At 68.5% G+C, this 19,709-nt stretch carries 18 protein-coding genes and 1 pseudogene; 10 read left to right on the top strand and 9 right to left on the bottom strand.

Translation table 11 applies throughout. The features are described 5' to 3' along the window. The 4 genes and pseudogenes from RT456_RS07315 to def all read right to left on the bottom strand — a co-directional run. Window positions 1-287, bottom strand: a pseudogene (locus tag RT456_RS07315) (dolichyl-phosphate-mannose--protein mannosyltransferase); the annotation flags it as partial. 24 nt (window positions 288-311) lie between these two features. Then, the gene (rsmB, locus tag RT456_RS07310) at window positions 312-1,652 is read right to left on the bottom strand and encodes a 16S rRNA (cytosine(967)-C(5))-methyltransferase RsmB (protein WP_313344520.1); all 1,341 of its coding nucleotides are present in this window, start codon (window positions 1,650-1,652) and stop codon (window positions 312-314) included. Between the two features lies 1 nt (window position 1,653). After that, window positions 1,654-2,577 (bottom strand): methionyl-tRNA formyltransferase, encoded by a 924-nt coding sequence (gene fmt / locus RT456_RS07305; RefSeq protein ID WP_313344518.1) that lies wholly within the window; start codon window positions 2,575-2,577, stop codon window positions 1,654-1,656. A gap of 99 nt (window positions 2,578-2,676) precedes the next feature. Beyond that, window positions 2,677-3,189: a peptide deformylase gene (gene def, locus RT456_RS07300; protein WP_313344515.1), complete on the bottom strand. Its 513-nt coding sequence runs from the start codon at window positions 3,187-3,189 to the stop codon at window positions 2,677-2,679. Between the two features lie 125 nt (window positions 3,190-3,314). Between def and RT456_RS07295 the strand changes: the two genes are divergently transcribed. The 9 genes from RT456_RS07295 to RT456_RS07255 all read left to right on the top strand — a co-directional run bounded on the left by RT456_RS07295 (window position 3,315) and on the right by RT456_RS07255 (window position 12,947). Beyond that, a complete protein-coding gene (locus RT456_RS07295) occupies window positions 3,315-4,448 on the top strand; it encodes a LysM peptidoglycan-binding domain-containing protein (protein ID WP_313344513.1) in 1,134 nt (377 codons plus the stop codon). A 126-nt stretch (window positions 4,449-4,574) separates the two neighbouring features. Beyond that, the gene (gene dprA / locus RT456_RS07290) at window positions 4,575-5,714 is read left to right on the top strand and encodes a DNA-processing protein DprA (protein ID WP_313344510.1); all 1,140 of its coding nucleotides are present in this window, start codon (window positions 4,575-4,577) and stop codon (window positions 5,712-5,714) included. Between the two features lie 42 nt (window positions 5,715-5,756). Further along, window positions 5,757-6,230 carry a DUF494 family protein gene (locus RT456_RS07285; protein ID WP_313344508.1) on the top strand — a complete coding sequence of 158 codons (474 nt, stop codon included), beginning with the start codon at window positions 5,757-5,759 and terminating at the stop codon, window positions 6,228-6,230. Window positions 6,231-6,267: 37 nt separating this feature from the next. Then, entirely contained in the window at window positions 6,268-7,047 is a 780-nt protein-coding gene (locus RT456_RS07280) for a GYF domain-containing protein (RefSeq protein ID WP_313344505.1), read from the top strand. A gap of 39 nt (window positions 7,048-7,086) precedes the next feature. Further along, window positions 7,087-8,013 carry an RDD family protein gene (locus RT456_RS07275; protein WP_313344503.1) on the top strand — a complete coding sequence of 309 codons (927 nt, stop codon included), beginning with the start codon at window positions 7,087-7,089 and terminating at the stop codon, window positions 8,011-8,013. A 190-nt stretch (window positions 8,014-8,203) separates the two neighbouring features. Further along, entirely contained in the window at window positions 8,204-10,702 is a 2,499-nt protein-coding gene (locus RT456_RS07270) for a DNA topoisomerase I (RefSeq protein WP_313344500.1), read from the top strand. A gap of 53 nt (window positions 10,703-10,755) precedes the next feature. Then, window positions 10,756-11,346 (top strand): Sua5/YciO/YrdC/YwlC family protein, encoded by a 591-nt coding sequence (locus tag RT456_RS07265; RefSeq protein ID WP_313344498.1) that lies wholly within the window; start codon window positions 10,756-10,758, stop codon window positions 11,344-11,346. Window positions 11,347-11,400: 54 nt separating this feature from the next. Then, window positions 11,401-12,201: a DUF4124 domain-containing protein gene (locus tag RT456_RS07260; RefSeq protein WP_313344495.1), complete on the top strand. Its 801-nt coding sequence runs from the start codon at window positions 11,401-11,403 to the stop codon at window positions 12,199-12,201. Between the two features lie 23 nt (window positions 12,202-12,224). Continuing rightward, window positions 12,225-12,947 carry a hypothetical protein gene (locus RT456_RS07255; protein WP_313344492.1) on the top strand — a complete coding sequence of 241 codons (723 nt, stop codon included), beginning with the start codon at window positions 12,225-12,227 and terminating at the stop codon, window positions 12,945-12,947. Window positions 12,948-12,985: 38 nt separating this feature from the next. Here the strand turns inward: RT456_RS07255 and RT456_RS07250 are convergent, their stop codons facing one another. Continuing rightward, window positions 12,986-13,762 carry an SDR family oxidoreductase gene (locus RT456_RS07250; protein WP_313344489.1) on the bottom strand — a complete coding sequence of 259 codons (777 nt, stop codon included), beginning with the start codon at window positions 13,760-13,762 and terminating at the stop codon, window positions 12,986-12,988. A 165-nt stretch (window positions 13,763-13,927) separates the two neighbouring features. Here RT456_RS07250 and RT456_RS07245 point away from each other — a divergent pair, with 165 nt between their 5' ends. Further along, window positions 13,928-14,143, top strand: coding sequence for a hypothetical protein (locus RT456_RS07245; RefSeq protein ID WP_313344486.1), 216 nt, complete (start codon window positions 13,928-13,930; stop codon window positions 14,141-14,143). A gap of 267 nt (window positions 14,144-14,410) precedes the next feature. Here the strand turns inward: RT456_RS07245 and sppA are convergent, their stop codons facing one another. From sppA to RT456_RS07225, 4 genes are all read right to left on the bottom strand, one after another. Further along, on the bottom strand, window positions 14,411-16,315 hold the full coding sequence (sppA, locus tag RT456_RS07240; RefSeq protein WP_313344483.1) for a signal peptide peptidase SppA: 1,905 nt from the start codon (window positions 16,313-16,315) through the stop codon (window positions 14,411-14,413). An 85-nt stretch (window positions 16,316-16,400) separates the two neighbouring features. Further along, window positions 16,401-17,771, bottom strand: a complete 1,371-nt coding sequence (locus RT456_RS07235; protein ID WP_313344480.1) for an MATE family efflux transporter — start codon at window positions 17,769-17,771, stop codon at window positions 16,401-16,403. A 124-nt stretch (window positions 17,772-17,895) separates the two neighbouring features. Beyond that, window positions 17,896-18,456 (bottom strand): DUF3106 domain-containing protein, encoded by a 561-nt coding sequence (locus RT456_RS07230; protein ID WP_313344477.1) that lies wholly within the window; start codon window positions 18,454-18,456, stop codon window positions 17,896-17,898. After that, the gene (locus tag RT456_RS07225; RefSeq protein ID WP_313344474.1) at window positions 18,449-19,450 is read right to left on the bottom strand and encodes a hypothetical protein; all 1,002 of its coding nucleotides are present in this window, start codon (window positions 19,448-19,450) and stop codon (window positions 18,449-18,451) included. Before RT456_RS07225 ends, RT456_RS07230 begins: the two co-directional genes overlap by 8 nt. Window positions 19,451-19,709 lie beyond the last annotated feature (259 nt).

The raw sequence follows: 19,709 nt of genomic DNA, 5'->3' as shown, positions 1-19,709 counted from the left end.
CCCAGCGCGGCCAGCAGCGAGGGCAGCAGGAACGCCACCCGCCAGTCGCCCAGCACGGTGTACAGCGTGGCCTGGATCCACATCAGCATCGGCGGCTTGTCCGAATACAGCTCGGTACCGCGGTGCGGGAACAGCCAGTCCCCGCTCAACACCATCTGCTTGGCCACCAGCGCGAAGCGCGGCTCGTCGGAGGGCCACGGATCGCGCATGCCCAGGCCGGCCCCAAGTACCAGCAGGGCCATCAGGGCAAGCAACCAGAATTCTCGGGACGCGCGTGTCTTCAGCATGGGCGCGATTCTAACGGTCTGGGACTACCCCTTCTTTAGCAGACGCGCATAGAAGAAGCCGTCAGCATCGTTCTCGCCGGGCAGGCGTTGGCGGCCGGCCCACGAATCGTGGCCGAAGGCGTCACCCAATGGCAGGAACCCCGCGCCCCGCGTGCGTTGCAGGAAGGCTTCGACCTGGAACTGGTTTTCCTCGCGCAGGATCGAGCATGTCGCGTACAGCAGGGTGCCGCCGGGTGCGAGCATGCTGAAGCAGGCGTCGAGCAGGCGTGCCTGGACGGCCACCAGGGCCTCGATGTCGGTCGCCCGGCGATGCAGCAGCACGTCCGGCTGGCGGCGGATGATGCCGGTGGCCGAACAGGGGGCATCGAGCAGGATCACATCGAACGGCTGCCCATCCCACCAGCTGGCCGGATCGGTCGCATCGGCCGCGCGGACCTGCGCGTGTTCGCCCACGCCGGTACGCGCGAAGGTCTCGCTGATCCGCTTGAGTCGGCGCGGATCGATATCCAGCGCCAGCAGCTGCAGGCTGGGGTCACGTTCGAGCAGATGGGCCGCCTTGCCACCCGGTGCCGCGCAGGCGTCGAGCACGCGCGCGCCCTTGGGCACGGCCAGCGCATCGGCCACCTGCTGGGCGGACAGATCCTGCACCGACAGCGCGCCCTCGGCGAAACCGGGCAGTGACGACACCGCCACCGGTACCGGCAGGCGGATCGCATCGGCGCACAGTTCGGAGGCCTCGGCGGCAATACCGGCCGCCTCCAGCTGCGCCAGCAGCGCTTCGCGGCTGGCCTGGTGGCGGTTGACCCGCAGCCACAGCGGCGCGGCCTGCAGGCTGGCGGCGAACACGCTCTCGGCCTGCTCCGGCCAGTCCTGCTCGATCATCTCGGCCAGCCACTGCGGGAACGCCTCGCGTGCCGGCAGCGGCGGAATGCCTTCGCGCTGGCAACGGCGCAGCAGCGCGTTGACCATGCCGGCCTGGCGTTCGCGACCCAGCGCGCGCGCGGCATCGACCGTGGCCGAGAGCGCGGCATGCGCCGGCAGCTCCAGCACGTCGAGCTGCGCAAACCCCACCAGCAGCAGCGCGCGCAGTTCATCCTCGCGCACGCTCAGCGGGCGCTCCATCCACTTGGCCAGTGCGGCGTCGTAGGCGGTCCGGCGGCGCAGCACGGCAAAGCACAGGGCCTCCAGCAGCGCGCGGTCCCGGCTGTCGTCCAGGGTCGGCAGGGCGGTGGCCAGTTCGGCCTTCAGCGAGCGGCCGCGGCCGATCACCTGGGCCAGCACGCGTGCGGCGAGTACCCGGGTCGGAACGCCCGGGGCCAGCGGGGCGCGGGTCGGGGCCTGTTTTTCCTGGCGCGGATGGGCCATCTCAGGCGCCCACGGTCAGGTCGCGGCGGGCATTGAGGTAGTCGGCGGCGGTGATTGCCTTGCCGCCTTCGCGCTGCAGCACGCGCAGGCGCAGCGCGCCCTGCCCGCAGGCGATGTCGATGCCCTCGCGGCCGGCGGCCAGCAGCGTGCCCGGGGCTTTGCCCTGGTTGTCGGCCAGCGCCACGGCACCATGGATGCGCACGCGCTCCCCGGCCAGCTGGGCCTCGGCGATCGGCCACGGGTTGAAGGCGCGCACGGTGCGCTCCAGCGCCTGGGCGTCATGGCTCCAGTCCAGCCGCGCCTCGGCCTTGTCCAGCTTGTGGGCGTAGGTCACGCCCTGCTCCGGCTGTGGCTGGGCGATCGGCTTGAGGCCGGCGCGCAGCAGGCCCAGGCCGTCGGACAGGACCTGCGCCCCCAGTTCGGCCAGGCGGTCGTGCAGCGATCCGCCCAGTTCGCCGGCCTGGATCGGGGTGTGCTGGCGCAGCAGCACCGGCCCGGTGTCCAGCCCGGCCTCCATCTGCATCAGGCATACGCCGGTATCGGTATCGCCGGCCTGGATCGCGCGCTGGATCGGCGCGGCACCGCGCCAGCGCGGCAGCAGCGAGGCGTGCACGTTCCAGCAGCCGTGGGTCGGGATGGCCAGCACCGCCTTGGGCAGGATGAGCCCGTAGGCCACCACCACCATCAGGTCCGGCTGCAGGTCGCGCAGCTGCTGCTGGGCGTCAGGGGTCTTCAGCGATTCGGGCTGGAACACCGGGATGCCGCGCGCGATGGCTTCCAGCTTCACCGGCGAGGGCGCGAGCCCGCGGCCACGGCCGGCCGGACGGTCCGGCTGGGTGTACACGGCCACCACCTCATGGTGGCGCGCGGCAGCGCGCAGCGACGAGACGGCGAACTCCGGCGTACCGGCAAAGACAATCTTCATGGCGCTCCCACTTGCAGAAAGAAAAACGGCGCCGGGGGTCGGCGCCGAGCAGGCGGTCGCGGCGTGCGGCCAGGCCGCGCCACCGCGCCCGCGGCCAGGTCAGGCAACGTGCTTGCGCTGCTTGGCCAGTTTCTTGCGGACCATCTCGCGCTTGAGCGGCGAGAGGTAGTCGATGAACAGCTTGCCGTCCAGGTGGTCCATCTCATGCTGGATGCATACCGCCAGCACGCCGTCGGTGGTCAGCTCCTGGGCCACGCCCTGGCGATCCAGGAAGCGCACGGTGATGCTGTTGGCGCGGGTGACGTCGGCAAAGATGCCCGGCACCGACAGGCAGCCTTCCTGGTAGACCTGGCCGCCATCGTTGGCGACGATCTCCGGGTTGATGAACACCCGCGGGGTGTCCTTCTCCTCACTGACGTCGATGACCATGAAGCGCTTGTGGACATCCACCTGCGACGCGGCCAGGCCGATGCCGGGGGCGTCGTACATGGTGTGGAACATGTTGTCGATCAGTTGCTGGAAGGCCGGCGTGGTCACTTCGGCGGCGTCGATCAACGCGGCCTTGGTGCGCAGGCGCGGGTCCGGGAACTCGAGAATGGGCAGGATAGCCATGGCAAATACCGTTGGGGAGCGCCAGTAAAGCGGCGTAGGTCGCAATTCTATCGCCAACGCTTGCCTTGCGCCCCGGTTTCTGGACTATAGTGCTCGAACCTGTTGGGGAATCAGGCACCACACCTATGTTTGAAAGAACTCGTACGGTCGTCGCCGTCGCGATGCTGACCGTCGCTACCTATGCTACCGCCGTTGAAGTGAATGGCGGGCACCCGGAAACCTATGTCGTCCAGAAGGGCGACACCTTGTGGGATATTTCCGCGCGCTTCCTTAAAAAGCCGTGGTTGTGGCCAGAAATCTGGCAGGCCAACCCGCAGGTCAAGAATCCGCACCTGATCTACCCGGGTGACGTGCTGAGCCTGGCCTACCTGGACCGCGTCGTGGCCCAGCCCGGCCCGCGCCAGGACGCCCCGATCAACGCGATCCCGCTGGACCAGGTCGAGCCCTTCCTGAAGCAGCTCAGCGTGGTGGACGACATCAAGTCGCTGCCCTACGTGGTCGCCCTGGAAGACAACCGCCTGCGCGCCACCACCGGGCAGACCGCCTATGTGCGGGGCCTGGACGGTGCGGAAGTCGGCCAGCGCTGGGCGGTGGTCCGCACCACCGTGCGCTACTCGCTGCCCAAGCCCACCGAGGACCTGACCGCCAGCGGTGATGTCACGCCGGGCAGCGGCAACCTGTGGAAGAACTTCGTGGCCGCGCCGAGCAAGCGCAACGAGATGCTGGGCTACGAACTGTCCCAGCTGAACGTGGGCACCGTGGTGAAGCTGCCGGACGGCAAGTCGGAAGTGACCACGCTGGCGCTGCAGGGCCAGGTCGACGGGCGCGAAGTGCGCGCCGGCGACCGCCTGGTGCCGGTCGAGGCCAACCCGTACGACCTGCAGTTCTTCCCGCACGCACCCGCCGCCCAGACCGAAGGCCTGGACATGCGCGTGCTGGCGGTGACGGACATGTACCTGGCCGGCGGCCCGCGCGATGTGATCGCGATCTCGGCCGGCAGCGCCAACGGCATCGACAACGGGACCGTGGTCTCGCTGTGGCGCCAGGGTCGGCATGTCGCCCACCGCATGGAGTATCCGAACTCCTCGCGGATGGACGACTCGCTCACCACGGGTGCCGGCCGCGTCTCGCTGCCGGATGAGTACGCTGCCCACGCGATGGTGTTCCGCACCTTCGACAAGGTCAGCTATGCGCTGGTGATGCAGGGCGTGAAGCCGGTGCTGGTGGGCTATTCGGCCAAGCACCCCGACGCGCAGTAATCGCACGGGTCGGCAACGCCGACCCCGCAACGCGGCAGGTACCGACCGTGGGTCGGTACGCAATCTGACGCAACACCACGACGGCGCCCCAGGGCGCCGTCGTTGTATCCGGGCTAGCCTGAGCAGATGCCCGACGACCTGCCCTCCTCCACCGAGGCGCTGCTGCGCCTGGTCCTGGCCGGCGGTGCGCTGGCCCCTCGACGCGCCCTGCTGGCCGGTTTCGACGATCCCGCCCTGGCCCTGCGCGCCGGCCCCAGCGCCTGGCGCGCCGCGGGATGCAACACCGAACAGCGGGCCCTGCTGGCCCTGCCCGACCGCGCCACCCTGGCCCACGGCCTGCACTGGCTGGCGCAGCCGGACCGGCACCTGCTGGCCATCGGATCCGATGACTACCCCAGCCTGCTGACCCGCGTGGACCAGGCCCCGCTGGCCCTGTTCGTGCAGGGCGACCCAACCGCCCTGTGGCACCCCGGTGTAGCAGTGGTCGGCAGCCGCACGCCCTCCCCCAGTGGTGCCGAGCTCGCCGGCGAGTTCGCCGGCGGCCTGGCCCGCAGCGGGCTATGCGTGGTCAGCGGGTTGGCCACCGGCGTTGATGCCCGTGCCCACCAGGCCGCGCTGGGGATCGCCGACGGGCGCACCGTGGCGGTGGTGGCCACGGGCCTTGACCTGACGTACCCGCCCCAGCACGCGGCGCTGCACGCCCGCATCGCCGCGCGCGGTGCGGTGGTCAGCGAGTACCCACCTGGCACCCAGGCGCGTCCCGGGCAGTTTCCGGCCCGCAACCGCATCGTCGCCGGCCTGACCCTGGGCACCCTGGTGATCGAGGCGGCGATGCGTTCGGGCGCACTGATCACCGCCCGCCTGGCCGCCGAGGCCGGACGGGAGGTCTTCGCCCTGCCGGGCTCCGTGCGCAACCCGCGCGCCCGCGGCTGCCACCGGCTTATCCGCGAGGGTGCACAGCTGGTGGAACACCCCGACGAGGTGATCCAAGGCCTGGCCGGACTGGCCGCCAGCCTGGGCAAGGACTTGCGTTCGCGCCTGGACGCCCCCACTGAACAGGCACGGACAGTACGCGGACGCGTCCCGCCTTCCTCCGACCCGGACTACCAGCGCTTGTGGAAATCGCTGGACGACAACCCAACCTGTATGGATTCATTGATCCAGCGCAGCGGATTGACGGCGGCCCGGCTGTCGGCCATGCTTCTGATCATGGAACTGGATGGAAAGGTGGTCGCCAACCATGGCCGCTACTGTCGAAAACCCTAGTTTCTTCACCTCCACAGCGTCGATGACGCAGGCCGAGGGGCAATGAAAGAGAGCATTCTGGACGTCCTGTTGTACCTGTTTGAACACTATTTCAGCGAAGACGCGGACATCGTCCGCGACCGCGACACCCTCCAGAACAGCCTGATACAGGCCGGCTTCAGCCCCACCGAGATCAACAAGGCCTTCGACTGGCTCGATGCCTTGGCCGAACAGCGCCCGGCCGTCACCCTGGCCCGCGTTGACGGCCCGGTGCGTATTTTCCACGGCCCGGAGCTGGACAAGCTTGACGTGGAAGGCCGCGGTTTCCTGATGTTCCTGGAGCAGCACGGCATCCTGGACGCCAACCAGCGCGAGCTGGTGCTGGACCGTGCCATGGCCCTGGACCAGGACGAACTGGACCTGGACGACCTCAAGTGGGTGGTGCTGATGGTGCTGTTCAACCAGCCGGGCGCCGAGGCGGCCTATGCCTGGATGGAAACACAAATGTTCGTGGACGAACCGGAACCCCTTCACTAAACGTACACTGAGTGCCCAGCGCATTCAGGAGCGGACCGTGGGCCAGTGGTTCTATGCAGAAGGAAACCGTCAGCAGCGTGGGCCGCTGACGTCTGAGGAGTTGATTGCGCTGTACCAGTCCAGCCGGATCGCGCTGGATACGCTGGTGTGGCGCGACGGCATGGCGCAGTGGCAGCCACTGCGCAGCGTGGCCGACGAGGTCGGCCTGGTGATCGCACCGCCGCCGCCAACGGGTGCCGCCCCGGAGGTGGAGTTCAACCCGCCCCCCATCGTCGAGCCGGTCGCCCCGGCGCCGCCGCGCATTCCGGGCTTCGACGTACCGACCCGGGAGCCTGCCGCGCCGCCGCGGCCGTCCTATCCCCGCCCCGCCGCGCCCCCACCGAAGAAGACCTCCGGTTGCCTGATCATCGGCCTGGTCGTGGCCGGGGTGTGCGTGGTGGTATTCGCCATCCTGGCGGCCATTGCCATTCCCGCTTACCAGGGGTACATCGACCGCGCCAGACTGGTCAATGCGGTGAGCACCCTGTCGCCGCTGAAGACACAGGTGGCCGTGTTCGCCCAGGAGAACAACCGTTGCCCGGTCAATGGCGATGACGGCTTCCTGAGTTCTGATGCCTACGCCAACGACGGCGTGAGTGCGGTGCGCATCGGTCGCTTCGGCGAAGGCAAGTGCGGCGTGGAAATTGAATTCTCCATGCCCGGCAAGCGCGCCCTGGACGGCAAGATGCTGTGGTACGAATACGACATTGAACGCCAGGAATGGACCTGCAGCAGTGACGCCGACAGCGAGTACATGCCGGCGCAGTGCCGCGGCTGAGCCGCACTTCAAATTACGGATGAAAAGGGGAAGTACGCAATGACTGAGTGGTATTACGCCGATGGCCAGGACCGTCAGGGTCCGTTGATGGCTGAAGAACTGCGCCAGCGCTTCCAGCGCGGGGAAATCAGCCTGACCACGCTGGTATGGCGCGAGGGCTACGGGGAGTGGAAGGCGCTGTCCGAAGCGGTGGAAGAGCTGCAGCTGCAGAACCTGACCAGCGCCGCCAGCAACCTGGGCAGTGGCTTCGACCTGCGCGGTGACTACACCGCCATCGATAACGGCACCGCGCCATTGCCGGGCACCGGTGGGGGCACCTACTCGCCCTATACCGCCCCGGGCGCTACCGGCAGCTACGGCTCGTCCGTGGTCAGCGGCGGCGAAGTGGTCTATGCCGGGTTCTGGAAGCGCGTCGCCGCCTACCTGGTCGACTACGTGTTGTTGACCGTGACCTCGGCAATCGTCGGCGGCATCATCGGCGCAGTGCTGGGGGTCGCGATGTCCAGCGGCGGCTCCAGCGGTTCGGCCATCGAGATGGCCGCGCAGGGCGTGGGCATGCTGCTCGGTATCGGCATCGGCGTGGCCTATTACGCTGCATTCCACTCATCGAAGGGCGGCGCCACGCTGGGCAAGATGGTGGTCGGGATCAAGGTGGTGCGTTCCGATGGTGAGCGCATCAGTGTGCTGCGCGCCATTGGCCGGTACTTCGCGGCCATGCTCAGCGGGCTGATCCTGTGCATCGGCTATCTGATGGCCGCATTCACCGACCGCAAGCAGACCCTGCACGACATGATCTGCGACACCGTCGTGGTGGACCGCTGGGCCTTCACCGAGCAGTCGCACCTGCAGCGGCACGAACTCGGGACGGCGACCGTCGTGATCCTGGTGATCGCCGGCCTGCTCACCGTGGGCCTGATCGGCCTGATGATCGCCATGTTCGGGGTCATCGCCGCGTCCATGTCCTGACCGGTCCTCACACAGGGCCGCTTGACACAAGCGGCTCCGGCGTGATTCCTCTACAAGGCGCAAAAACTGAACGCCCGGCGCATAACCGGGCGTTCAGCGTATGGAATTCGACGCCCGCCCTTCACTAATGCGGCCATTTGCTCCACCCTAGCGCCCTCTCCCGGGCTGCTGCCCACAGAATTCAATAGACATGCCCAAGCACCTGCTCATCGTCGAATCGCCCGCCAAGGCCAAGACGATCAACAAATACCTCGGCAAGGACTTCACCGTCCTGGCCTCGTATGGGCATGTGCGCGATCTGGTCCCGAAGGAAGGCGCGGTCGACCCCGACAACAACTTCGCGATGCGCTACGACCTGATCGACAAGAACGAGAAGCACGTCGACGCGATCGCCAAGGCGGCCAAGACCGCCGACGACATCTTCCTGGCGACCGATCCGGATCGCGAGGGGGAAGCGATCAGCTGGCACATCGCCGAGATCCTGAAGGAACGCGGGCTGGTCAAGGACAAGCCGATGCAGCGCGTGGTCTTCACCGAGATCACCCCGCGCGCCATCAAGGAAGCCATGAGCCAGCCGCGCGAGATCGCCAGCGACCTCGTCGACGCCCAGCAGGCGCGCCGCGCGCTGGACTACCTGGTGGGCTTCAACCTGTCCCCGGTGCTGTGGCGCAAGGTGCAGCGCGGGCTGTCCGCCGGCCGCGTGCAGAGCCCGGCGCTGCGCATGATCGTGGAGCGCGAGGAAGAGATCGAAGCCTTCATCGCCCGCGAATACTGGAGCATCGACGCGGCGTGCGCGCACCCGTCGCAGCACTTCAATGCCCGCCTGATCAAGCTGGACGGTCAGAAGTTCGAACAGTTCACCGTGACCGACGGCGACACCGCCGAGGCCGCCCGCCTGCGCATCCAGCAGGCCGCGCAGGGCAACCTGCACGTCACCGACGTGGCCAGCAAGGAGCGCAAGCGGCGCCCGGCGGCCCCGTTCACCACCTCCACGCTGCAGCAGGAAGCCTCGCGCAAGCTGGGCTTCACCACCCGCAAGACCATGCAGGTGGCGCAGAAGCTGTATGAAGGCGTGGCGATCGGCGACGAAGAAGGCACCGTGGGCCTGATCTCGTACATGCGTACCGACTCGGTCAACCTGTCACAGGACGCGCTGGCCGAGATCCGCGACGTGATCGCACGCGACTACGGCATTGCCGCGCTGCCGGACAAGCCGAACACCTACCAGACCAAGTCCAAGAACGCCCAGGAAGCGCATGAAGCCGTGCGCCCGACCTCGGCACTGCGCACGCCGGCGCAGGTCTCGCGTTACCTGACCGACGACGAGCGCAAGCTGTACGAGCTGATCTGGAAGCGCGCGGTGGCCAGCCAGATGATTCCGGCCACGCTCAACACCGTCAGCGTGGACCTCTCGGCCGGCAGCGAGCACGTGTTCCGGGCCAGCGGCACCACCGTGGTGGTGCCCGGCTTCCTTGCCGTCTACGAAGAAGGCAAGGACAACAAGAGCGCCGAGGATGACGACGAAGGCCGCAAGCTGCCGGCGATGCAGCCGGGCGACCGCGTGCCGCTGGACCGCATCGTGGCCGATCAGCACTTCACCCAGCCGCCGCCGCGCTTCACCGAAGCGGCGCTGGTGAAGGCGCTGGAAGAATATGGCATCGGCCGTCCGTCGACCTATTCGTCGATCATCCAGACCCTGCTGTTCCGCAAGTACGTGGAGATGGAAGGTCGCAGCTTCCGCCCGTCCGACGTGGGCCGCGCGGTCTCCAAGTTCCTGTCCAGCCACTTCACCCAGTACGTGGACTACGACTTCACCGCCAAGCTCGAAGACGAGCTGGATGCGGTGTCGCGCGGTGAGGAAGACTGGATTCCGTTGATGGCCCGCTTCTGGGAACCGTTCAACCGGCTGGTGGAAGAGAAGAAGGAATCGGTCGATCGCGCCGAGGCCAGCGGTGCCCGCGAGCTGGGCACCGACCCCAAGACCGGCAAGCCGGTGAGCGTGCGCCTGGGTCGCTTCGGGCCCTACGCGGCCATCGGCAGCACCGCCGAGGACGCCGAGGACAAGCCCAAGTTCGCCTCGCTGCGTCCCGGCCAGTCGATGCACACCATCAACCTGGAAGACGCGCTGGAGCTGTTCCTGATGCCGCGCGCGCTGGGTGAGGACAAGGGCGAGGATGTCAGCGTGGGCATCGGCCGCTTCGGCCCGTTCGCCAAGCGCGGCAGCACCTACGCCTCGCTGAAGAAGGAAGACGACCCCTACACCATCGATCTGGCCCGCGCGGTGTTCCTGATCGAGGAGAAGGAAGAGATCGCACGCAACCGGATCATCAAGGAATTCGAGGGCAGCGAAATCCAGGTGCTGAACGGCCGCTTCGGCCCGTACCTGAGCGACGGCAAGATGAACGGCAAGATTCCCAAGGACCGCGAGCCCGCCTCGCTGACCTTCGCCGAAGTGCAGCAGTTCATGGAAGAAACCGGCAAGCCGGTGCGCAAGGGCTTCGGCAAGAAGGCCGCCAAGAAGGTCGTGGCGAAGAAGGCGGTGAAGAAGGCCGCGGTGAAGAGGGAAGCCGCTGAACCGGTGAAGAAGGCCGCGGCGAAAAAGGCACCGGCCAAGAAAGCCACCAAGAAGGCGGCGGCCAAGAAGACCACCAAGAAAGCCGCCAAGAAGACCGTGGCGAAGAAAGTCTGAGGGATTGCCGGTCCGCGGCCCGCAGTAGCGGTGCCGTGCGGCGCGGGCGGATAATGCAGGCCCATGCTGGACCGGCTGCCGTCATGAACGAACTCACCCTGGACACCGCCCTGCCCGCGCTGCGCGCCGGCGGGGTGATCGCGTATCCCACCGAAGCGGTCTGGGGCCTGGGCTGCGATCCCGGCCATGAGGCGGCGGTGATGAAACTGCTGCGGCTCAAGCAGCGACCGATCGAGAAAGGCATGATCCTGGTCGCCGCCGACCTGTCCCAGCTGGACGACTGGGTGCGGCTGCACGCGTTGCCGCCCGAGCGCCAGACCGATGTGCTGGCCAGTTGGCCGGGCGCGCATACCTGGATCCTGCCGGCCGGCCCGCGCGCGCCGCGCTGGATCACCGGCGAACACAGCGGCATCGCGGTGCGGATCAGTGCCCACCCGCTGGTGGCCGCACTCTGCCGCGCGTGGGGCGGCCCACTGGTCTCCACCAGTGCCAACCTGGCAGGCAAGCCACCGGCACGCACCCGTGCCGAACTCGATCCGGCGCTGCTGCCCCTGCTGGACGGCCTGATCGATGGAGCCACCGGCGGCCTGGCGCAGCCCACGCCGATCCGCGATGCGCTGAGCGGCCAGGTCCTGCGTACCTGAGCGGCAGCGCGCGCTGCTTTTGCGCGCGCGCCGGCAAAGCCGCACACTGGCCCCATGCGCCGACCCACTGCTCCCTGGCTGATCCTGTTGCTGCTGTGTGGCAGCGCGCCGCTCGCTGCCCAGGACACAGGCAGCGTGCGCATCTATCGCTGCGTAGGCAGCACTGGGACCGTGTCGCTGCAGGACGCCCCCTGCCGCGACGGACGCCAGGAAGTGCGCGAGATGCAACGCCCGCGCGATCCTGCGCCGCGGGTCGTGCGCAGCGACCGCGACCCGGCCACGCCCGCGGCGGCACCGGCCGAACGTGAGGTGCGCTACGTCCACGTGCAACCGCCGCAACCCATCTACGAATGCATCCGCGACGATGGGAGCCGCTATACCAGCGATACCAGCGAAGGCAATCCACGCTGGGTATCGGTGTGGACCAGCGCCTGGCTGCCCGGCCGCGGGGCCGGCGGCGGTCACGGCGGCGGTCATTCCGGGCCACGCCCGCTGCCGCCGATCATGCCGATGGGCAGCGGCAGTGGCTCGGTGGCGTCCAGCGGCGGCTCGCTCACGGTCTCCGGCGGCGGCTCGCGGGTGGGCGGCAGCCTGACGGTCGGCGGTGGCAGCTCGCAGTGGCAGAGCGAGGGCTCTGCGTATCCAGGCACCTACCAGGACGTGGTGATTCCCGCCGGCAACGTGCTGGTCCGCGACCAGTGCCACGCGCTGCCGGCCAACGAGGTCTGTTCGATCCTGCGCGACCGCCGCTGGGAACTCGGTCGTCGCTACAACAACGCGCTGCAGGGCGAGCGCGACGCCATCAACCGCGAGCAGCGCGGCATCGATGCACGGCTGGATCGCGACTGCCGGTAGCGGTCCCGTTGTATCCTGCGCCAATGAAACCCTGGTGGCTCCTGTTGCTGTGCGTGGCGTTTCCGGCGATGGCCGACGACGCGATCGTGTTCCGCTGCACCGATGCGGACGACAACGTGACGGTGCAGGGCAAGCCCTGTCCGGCCGGCAGCCACCAGGTCATCCAGCGCATGGATGCAGCCCCTTCGCGCACGGAAGTGTCGGTGTCCACCAGCGCCACGCCCACGCCACCCGCAGCGCCGGCACCGCCAGTGCAGCGCCCCGCGCCGGCCGCGCTGCCGCCGCAGGTGCCGGGCAAGGCGCAGCCGATGGAACGCATGATCTCCGAGGCCTACCAGACTCCCGCCGGCACCGCGATCCTCGACAGTGCCACCCTGCCCAAGCCTGGCGATGTCAGCACGACCGGTGCGTCGGACAAGCCCCCGTTGCCGGACATCTACCAGTGCCAGGGCCGCGATGGCGGCCGCTACCTGCACGAGCGTGAGCCGGCGCCGCCGCATTGCGAGCTGATGTCGGTCACCGGGTTGGGGGGCGTGACACCGGTCAATGCGGCCAGCTGCGAAGTGATCCGCGACGATTGCCAACCGCTGCCCGAGGATCAGCGCTGCAGCGCCTGGCAGCAACGCTTCCGCGACGCCCGCGGCCGCGAGCGCTTCGCATCGCCGGACAGCCTGGCCGCCGCCAGCACCGAGCGTACGCGCCTGCAGGCGGTACTGTCGGACAGCAATTGCGCCGTGCCGCAATAGCGCGTGCGGACCAACGGTCCGCACCTACCCGTTACGGGTTAGAACCCGTACCTTAGAAACCCGCCGTCCACGGCGATGCATTCGCCGGTGACGTAGCTGGCCGCCGGCAGGCACAGGAAGCCCACGGCGGCAGCCACTTCCTCGGGCTCACCAATACGGCGCATCGGCGTGCGATCGATCACCTGCTCGTAGTAGTCCGGGTCCGACAAGGGACCAGAGGTCCGCCGGGTACGGATGTACCACGGTGCTACCGCGTTGACGCGGATGCCGTCCTCGGCCCACTCCACCGCCAGGTTGCGGGTCATCTGGTGCATGGCCGCCTTGGTCATGCCGTAGACCGCGCCACTGCGCACATGGGTCAGGCCGGACACGCTGCCCACGTTGACGATGGCCGACGCGGCGTGCCGCGCCAGCAGCGGATGCGCGTAACGCGACAGTTCAAAGGCCGAGAACAGGTTGGTCTCGAAGATTCCGCGCCATTCGTCTTCGGTGTATTCGGTGGCCGGCTTGCTGATGTTGCCGCCGGCATTGTTGATCAGCAGGTGCAGCCCGTCGCTGTGGTCTTCCACCCAATCCAGGATCTCGCGGCGGTCCTCGTCATCGGACACGTCCGCCGACAGCCCATGGATCTCGCGGTCGGGGAAGGCGTCGGCCAGCTCATCGCGGGCCACCTCCAGTGCGTCGGCATCGCGGCCGACGATCAGCAGGTCGGCACCGAAGCCCAACAGTTCGCGGGCGATCGCAAGGCCAATCCCGGCACTGGCACCGGTGATCAATGCGGTCTGTCCATCCAGTCGCCAACGCTGCGCGCTCACCTGTTTCTCCTGCCGTGGGGCACTGCCCCGTCACCGTGTGCAGGGCACCGTGCCCTGCGCTGCGGGCAGGATAGCCCGCATGCGGGTGTGGCGCACGCCATCACACATCGGGTGGAGCAGCGGTGCGACACTGCGCTTCCCTTGGGCTGTGCCTGCGAGGTTGCCATGTTCATTCGTATTGCCCTGCCGTTGGTGGGCCTGCTCGCGTTGAGCGGCTGCAGCCGCCCCGTGCCCCCGGCCCCGGACAAACCGCCGGAGCCGCAGGCCACCGCGCTGCGCGACGCCATGCAGCAGCCGCTGGACAAAGCCAAGGCTGCCCGCGACACGCTGGAGAAGGCGCCGGATACCAGTGCTGCGGACGACGCCGAATCGGGCCGGTAGATCACCCCTGAGTAGAAGCTTGGTGCTTGGTCTTCGATCATGTTCATCGCGAGCGTCGAGGGCCCCGCCGCGACCGGCAGGCCCCTATGTAAATGTCCCCCGGCGTCGCAGGCAAGGGTATGGAGGCCCCGCGCTCGCCCTACCGGCAGCCGCGTCTGACTCAACGCGCGCGCTCCCCTCAGATGGAAGAAGAACCAAAAAAAAACCCGGCCACGGCCGGGTTTTTCTTCGTTCGGCATCACCACCAAAAGTGGTGATCGTGCGTTATCAGAAGCCGCAGAAGCAGTACGCCAGCGCCTTTACGGGCGCGCTGCCGCGCGGGTCGCGGGCGGCGTCTTCGACGAAGCGCAGCTGGGTGTCCACTTCCGGCATCGAGCGGGCCAGCATCATCCGCGCCATGCCCGATTCGCCCAGCATCCACGCACCGGCATGGGAGCCGGCGAAGCCGCCGAGGAACTGTGCGAACGGCGTAGCGGGCTTCTCGATGTAGCGCACGCGCACCTTGTCCGGGCCGCCCAGCTTGGCGCGGTTGGCGGCGTCGGCAACGGCGGCCTTCAACCCACCGAACGCATCGACCAGACCGCGTTCCTTGGCCTGCGCGCCACTCCAGACGCGGCCACGCGCCACTTCGTCCACGGCCTCGACCGGCTTGTTGCGTGCATCGGCGACCTTGCCAGTGAAGTCGGCGTAGCCCTTGTTGATCACCGACTGGATGACCTGGCCCACGGCCGGGTCCATCGGCCGGGTGATGTCGAAGGCACCGGCGAAGCGGGTGGTGCCCACGCCATCGGTGTGCACGCCGATCTTGTCCAGCGAACGCGACAGGTTGGGGATCATGCCGAAGATGCCGATCGACCCGGTGATGGTCGACGGGTCGGCGTAGATGCGATCGGCGTTCATGCTGATCCAGTAACCACCGGAGGCGGCCAGGTCGCCCATCGACACCACCACCGGCTTGCCGGCGGCCTTCAGCGCGACCACTTCGCGACGGATCTGCTCGGAGGCGAACACTTCACCGCCGGGCGAATCCACACGCAGCACCACCGCCTTCACGTCCTTGTCGTCGCGCGCTTCGCGCAGCAGCGCAGAGGTCGATTCGCCGCCCACGCGGCCGGCCGGCAGGTCACCACCGGCGATTTCGCCGGAGGCCACCACCACCGCCACCTGCGGACGCGAATCCACCGGCGAACGACGGCCGTCGAGCTGGGACAGGTAACCGTCCAGGTTGATGCTGCGGAAACCGCCGTCGGCGTCTTCGTCCGCCACGCCGCGATCGGCCAGCAGGTCCTCTACTTCCTCGCGGGTCTTCAGGCCGTCCACCAGCTTCTGCTGCAGCGCGAACTTGGCCAGGTCGCCACCGGCAGCGGCGATGCCTTCAGGCAGGGTGTCGATGCCGGCGGCCAGCTGCGCGGCGTCGAGCTTGCGTGCCTTGGCGATATCGCCCAGGTAGCGCTGCCACACATCGTTCATCCAGAACAGGTCGGCTTCCTTGGCCTGCGGCGACGCCGCGTCCAGCACGTACGGCTCGGCCGCGGACTTGTACTCGCCCACCTTGAACAGGTGCACGTCAACGCCCAGCTTGTCCTGCAGGCCGGTGCGGAAATACTGGCGGTAACGGCCCAGGCCTTCCAGCACCACGCCCCCCATCGGGTCCAGGTAGATCTCGTTGGCCTGCGCGGCCAGCAGGTACTGCCACTGGCTCATGTTGTCGCTGTAGGCCACGATCTGCTTGCCCGACGCGCGCAGCTCCTGCAGCGACGCCGCCACTTCACGCATCGAAGCGAAGCCACTGGGCTGCAGCTTGTCCAGCTGCAGCACCACGCGCTCGATCTTCTTGTCCTGACGTGCCGCCTCCAGCGCGCGCACCAGATCGCGCAGCTGCACTTCATCGGCGCTGTTGTCGCCCACGGCCTTGGCCAGCGCGCGGCTGACCGGGTCGGCACTGAACTGTTCGACCAGCCGGCCTTCCGGCGCAATGACCAGCGTGGTGCGGTCCTCCAGCGCCTTGCCGGCACTGGCGCCCTTGCCCATCGCAATGACGAACAGCACCAGCACCAGGAACAGGAAGCCGAAGAACAGCAGGTTGAGGATCAGCCTGCGGGTAAAGTTCATCACATCCCACAGCCCGGTGAAGAAGCTGGCCACGGGGTTGCGACGCGCGGGTTGGTTCATGGGGAAAACTCCAGTTGGCATCTTGCCGTGGTACCAGCATAGCCGGTGCCGGAGGCCCCGGCATCGGACACAAGTCAGGGGGTCGTCAGGCAGCCGTGGTGAGGCTGTTTCCGACACGTCGGCTGCTGACATGCAGCCGCCACGCCATCAGGATCGCCGCGGCGGTCAGACCGAGGATGAGGCCCAGCCACATGCCCTGCGGGCCCATGCCCAGGCCCAGGCCGAGCCCGGCGCCGAGCGGCATGCCCAGGCCCCAGTACGAGAACATGGCGATGAACATGGGCACGCGGGTGTCCTTCAGCCCGCGCAGTGCGCCGGCCGACAACACCTGGATACCGTCGGGGAACTGGAAAGCGGCCGCATACAGCAGCAGGGTCGATGCCAGCGCGGCCACGCCCATGTCGGCGGTGTAGACCCCCACGATGGCGTCGTGCCCGAACAGCAACACCGCGGCAGACAGCGTCTGCGTGCCCAGGATGATCACCAGCCCGGCGATGGCCGCTCGGCGCACGCCAAGCCCGTTGCCGCGACCCACCGCATGACCCACGCGCACGGTGGTGGCCTCGGCCACGCCCATCGGGATCATGAAGCACAGCTGGGCCACGTTGATGGCGATCTGGTGCGACGCCGCTTCGGTCGCGCCCAGGCGGCCGATCAGCAGCGCGGTCACGATGAACAGACCGCCTTCCATCAGTACGGTGATGCCGATCGGCAGGCCGGTGCGCAGCAGGTCCCAGATGGCCGACCAGCGCGGCAGCTCCAGGTGCGAGAACAGCTCCAGATGCGCGAACCGCTTGGTCTTCCACAGGTAGCCCGCGAAACACAGCGCCTGGATCCACATCATGGTGGCCGAGGCGATACCCAGGCCTTCGGCGCCCATTTCAGGGAAGCCCAGCCTGCCGTAGCACAGCACATAGCCCAGCGGCGCCAGCACCAGCAGGCCGCCGAAGCCCAGCAGCATGGTCGGCAGCGTCCAGTGCATGCCTTCGCTGAGGTAGCGCATGCAGAAGTACAGGGTCAGCGCCGGGCCGCCCCAGCGCACCGCGTGCAGGAACGCGGTCGCGCCCGGCACGATGTCCGGTGCGATGCCGAACGCCGGCAGCAGCGGCGGCACCACCGTGAGGAAGGTGAACATGATCAGCCCCAGCCCCAGCGCCAGCCACAGGGCCTGGCGGAACAGCGGGCCGATCTCGCGCTCGCGGCCCGCGCCGTGCAGCTGCGACACCGAGGCGGTGAGCGAGATCAACGTGCCGATCGGGATCAGCATCGGCAGCCACAGCAGCGCGGTGCCGATGGTGACGGCCGCCAGCGTCTGGGTGCCGTGGTGGCCCGCGATGACGTTGTCGACGAAGGAGATCAGGCCGGTGGAGATATGGCCCAGGACCAGCGGCAGCGCGAGCAGGCCGGTGGCGCGCACTTCCCGGGAGAGGCGCGGCGTGGAGGTAGCGGTAGACATGGGATCACGGACGGCAACTACGGCAGCGCGCGGAGGGCACAGGCACCGGGTTGCGGCCGGTCATCTTACGCGCGCGGCGTGGCAAAACCCACGACCGCGGGTAAATGCGTGGTCGCGCCTGTACTCAGTGCCCCACGTGCTCGCGCAACCACGCATCACGCCCGGCGGGGGCCAACGCCAGGAACTGGTTGCGCACCTGGTCGCGTTCCTGCGGTGGGGTGCGCTGGGCCACCAGCGTGAGCTGGGCCAGCTGGTCCACGTTGAGTTGGCGCAGCACCGCCAGGGCCGGCTCACGCTGCTCGGCGGGCAGGAAGCCGAACAGGCCCTGCAGCTTGGGGAACAGCTGGCCAAGCTGCGGCCCCAGCAGCCAGCCGTCGCGGAAGCGCTGGTCCTGTTCGTTGAAGGTGGCGCGCAGGGTCTGCTGCTGCGCGGCCGGCAGCGCGGCCACACGGCGGGCCGCCTCGCGGATGCGGGCGCGCTCGGACTCGGGCAGCGCCTGCCACTGCGCATAGCGGCTGCGCAGCTCGCGCAGCTGCGCCGGGTCGAGCGCGGCGGCAGTGGCAGGAATCGCCGGCGCGGTGGTCGGGGTCGGGACGGACACCGGCGCGGGCAGCGGCAGCGGCTGTGGCGCGGCCTGCGCGGCGCCGGCCAGGCCCAGGGCGAGCAACAGGATCGACTTATTCATCGGCGGCAGCCGTCTCCAGGCCGGCGGTGGCTGGTTCGGGGCGGCTGGGCTGCGGCTGCGACTCGTCGACCGGCACCGGGCCACCGGCGGCGAACCAGGCATACAGATCGGCATCGCGGGCCAGGGTCAGCTCGGGGTCGGCCAGCATCGCCGCATCGCTGGCCGCATGGACCGGGTCGGCGGGCGCCGCCACGGGTACATCGTCATCCGACAACGCCTCGACCTGGACCGGATTGTCGGTGGACACCGCCCCGTCGGGCACGCTGGCCGCAGGATCCGGTGCCTGACGCTGGTGTTTCCACCACGCCGCGCCGCCCAGCAGCACGCCCGTGGTGACGACCAGGATGAGCAGGCCGCGCCACAGCGGGCGGCGACTGCGGCCTCGGGCCGCGCTGCGCCGCGCCGCGGCCTCGGGTGCCGCAGGCGCCCGCCAGGAGGTGGCGTCCTTGCCCGGGGCCGGCGCGGGGGCCGGTTGGTGCAGGCGTTGCAGGCGCGCCGCAGGCAGGTCGCGCAGGCGCTGCTGCACCTGTTCGGCCAGCGCGCGCCAGCCGGCGGCATCCGGCTGGCCATGGGCGTCGCGCGGGCAGGCCTCGGCCAGCGCCTGCTGGTACTCGGCCACCGGCATGTCGAGGATCTGCGCGGCAGCCGCTTCGTCCAAGCCACCACCGATGCGCAGCAACAGGGCCAGCCGGGCCGGCGGCGACAACGTGGGCAGGTGCGCCAGGCCGGGGGACCACACGCCGCCGGCCGCCGGCACCCGGATCGGATTGCGGTGGGCCAGCAGGATCCAGAACCGGTCCGGCCACTGGGCCATCGGCACATCGCTGGCGATCCCGGCAAAGGCACGCATCACCGCCACCAGCGCCTGCTCGGCAAGGGTGGGGTCGCCGCATTGCAGCTCGGCCACGACCAGGGCACGGCGTTCAACGCCGCGCAGGAAGGCGGACAGCGCGCCGGCTGCGGTAGTGGAAACAGGGGCGTTCGCAGCCGTCATAGCAACTCCATCATTTGCAGAAATGATAGCGATTGCGCCATCAGTCGGGCGTGCCAATGTGGGTGGTCCGTGAAGACGATCCACCCGTCAACCGTATGGCCGCCGCGCAGGTTGTGCACAGCACCAACAAAAACGGCAGAAAACCGGGTGTGAAGCAGGGGTCATGCATGTGTCAGCTTTGTTTCACAGCCATCTAGTTGATTTAAATCATTTTTATTGTGTGGCTATTTTTTGACCAACCCAGCCTCCAGTACGGAAT

Origin of the sequence: Stenotrophomonas sp., assembly GCF_032099025.1 — a bacterium.
In the GTDB taxonomy this organism is placed as follows: domain Bacteria; phylum Pseudomonadota; class Gammaproteobacteria; order Xanthomonadales; family Xanthomonadaceae; genus Stenotrophomonas.
Note: the sequence above shows the minus strand (reverse complement) of the source record. Positions and strands in the feature narration are given on the sequence as shown.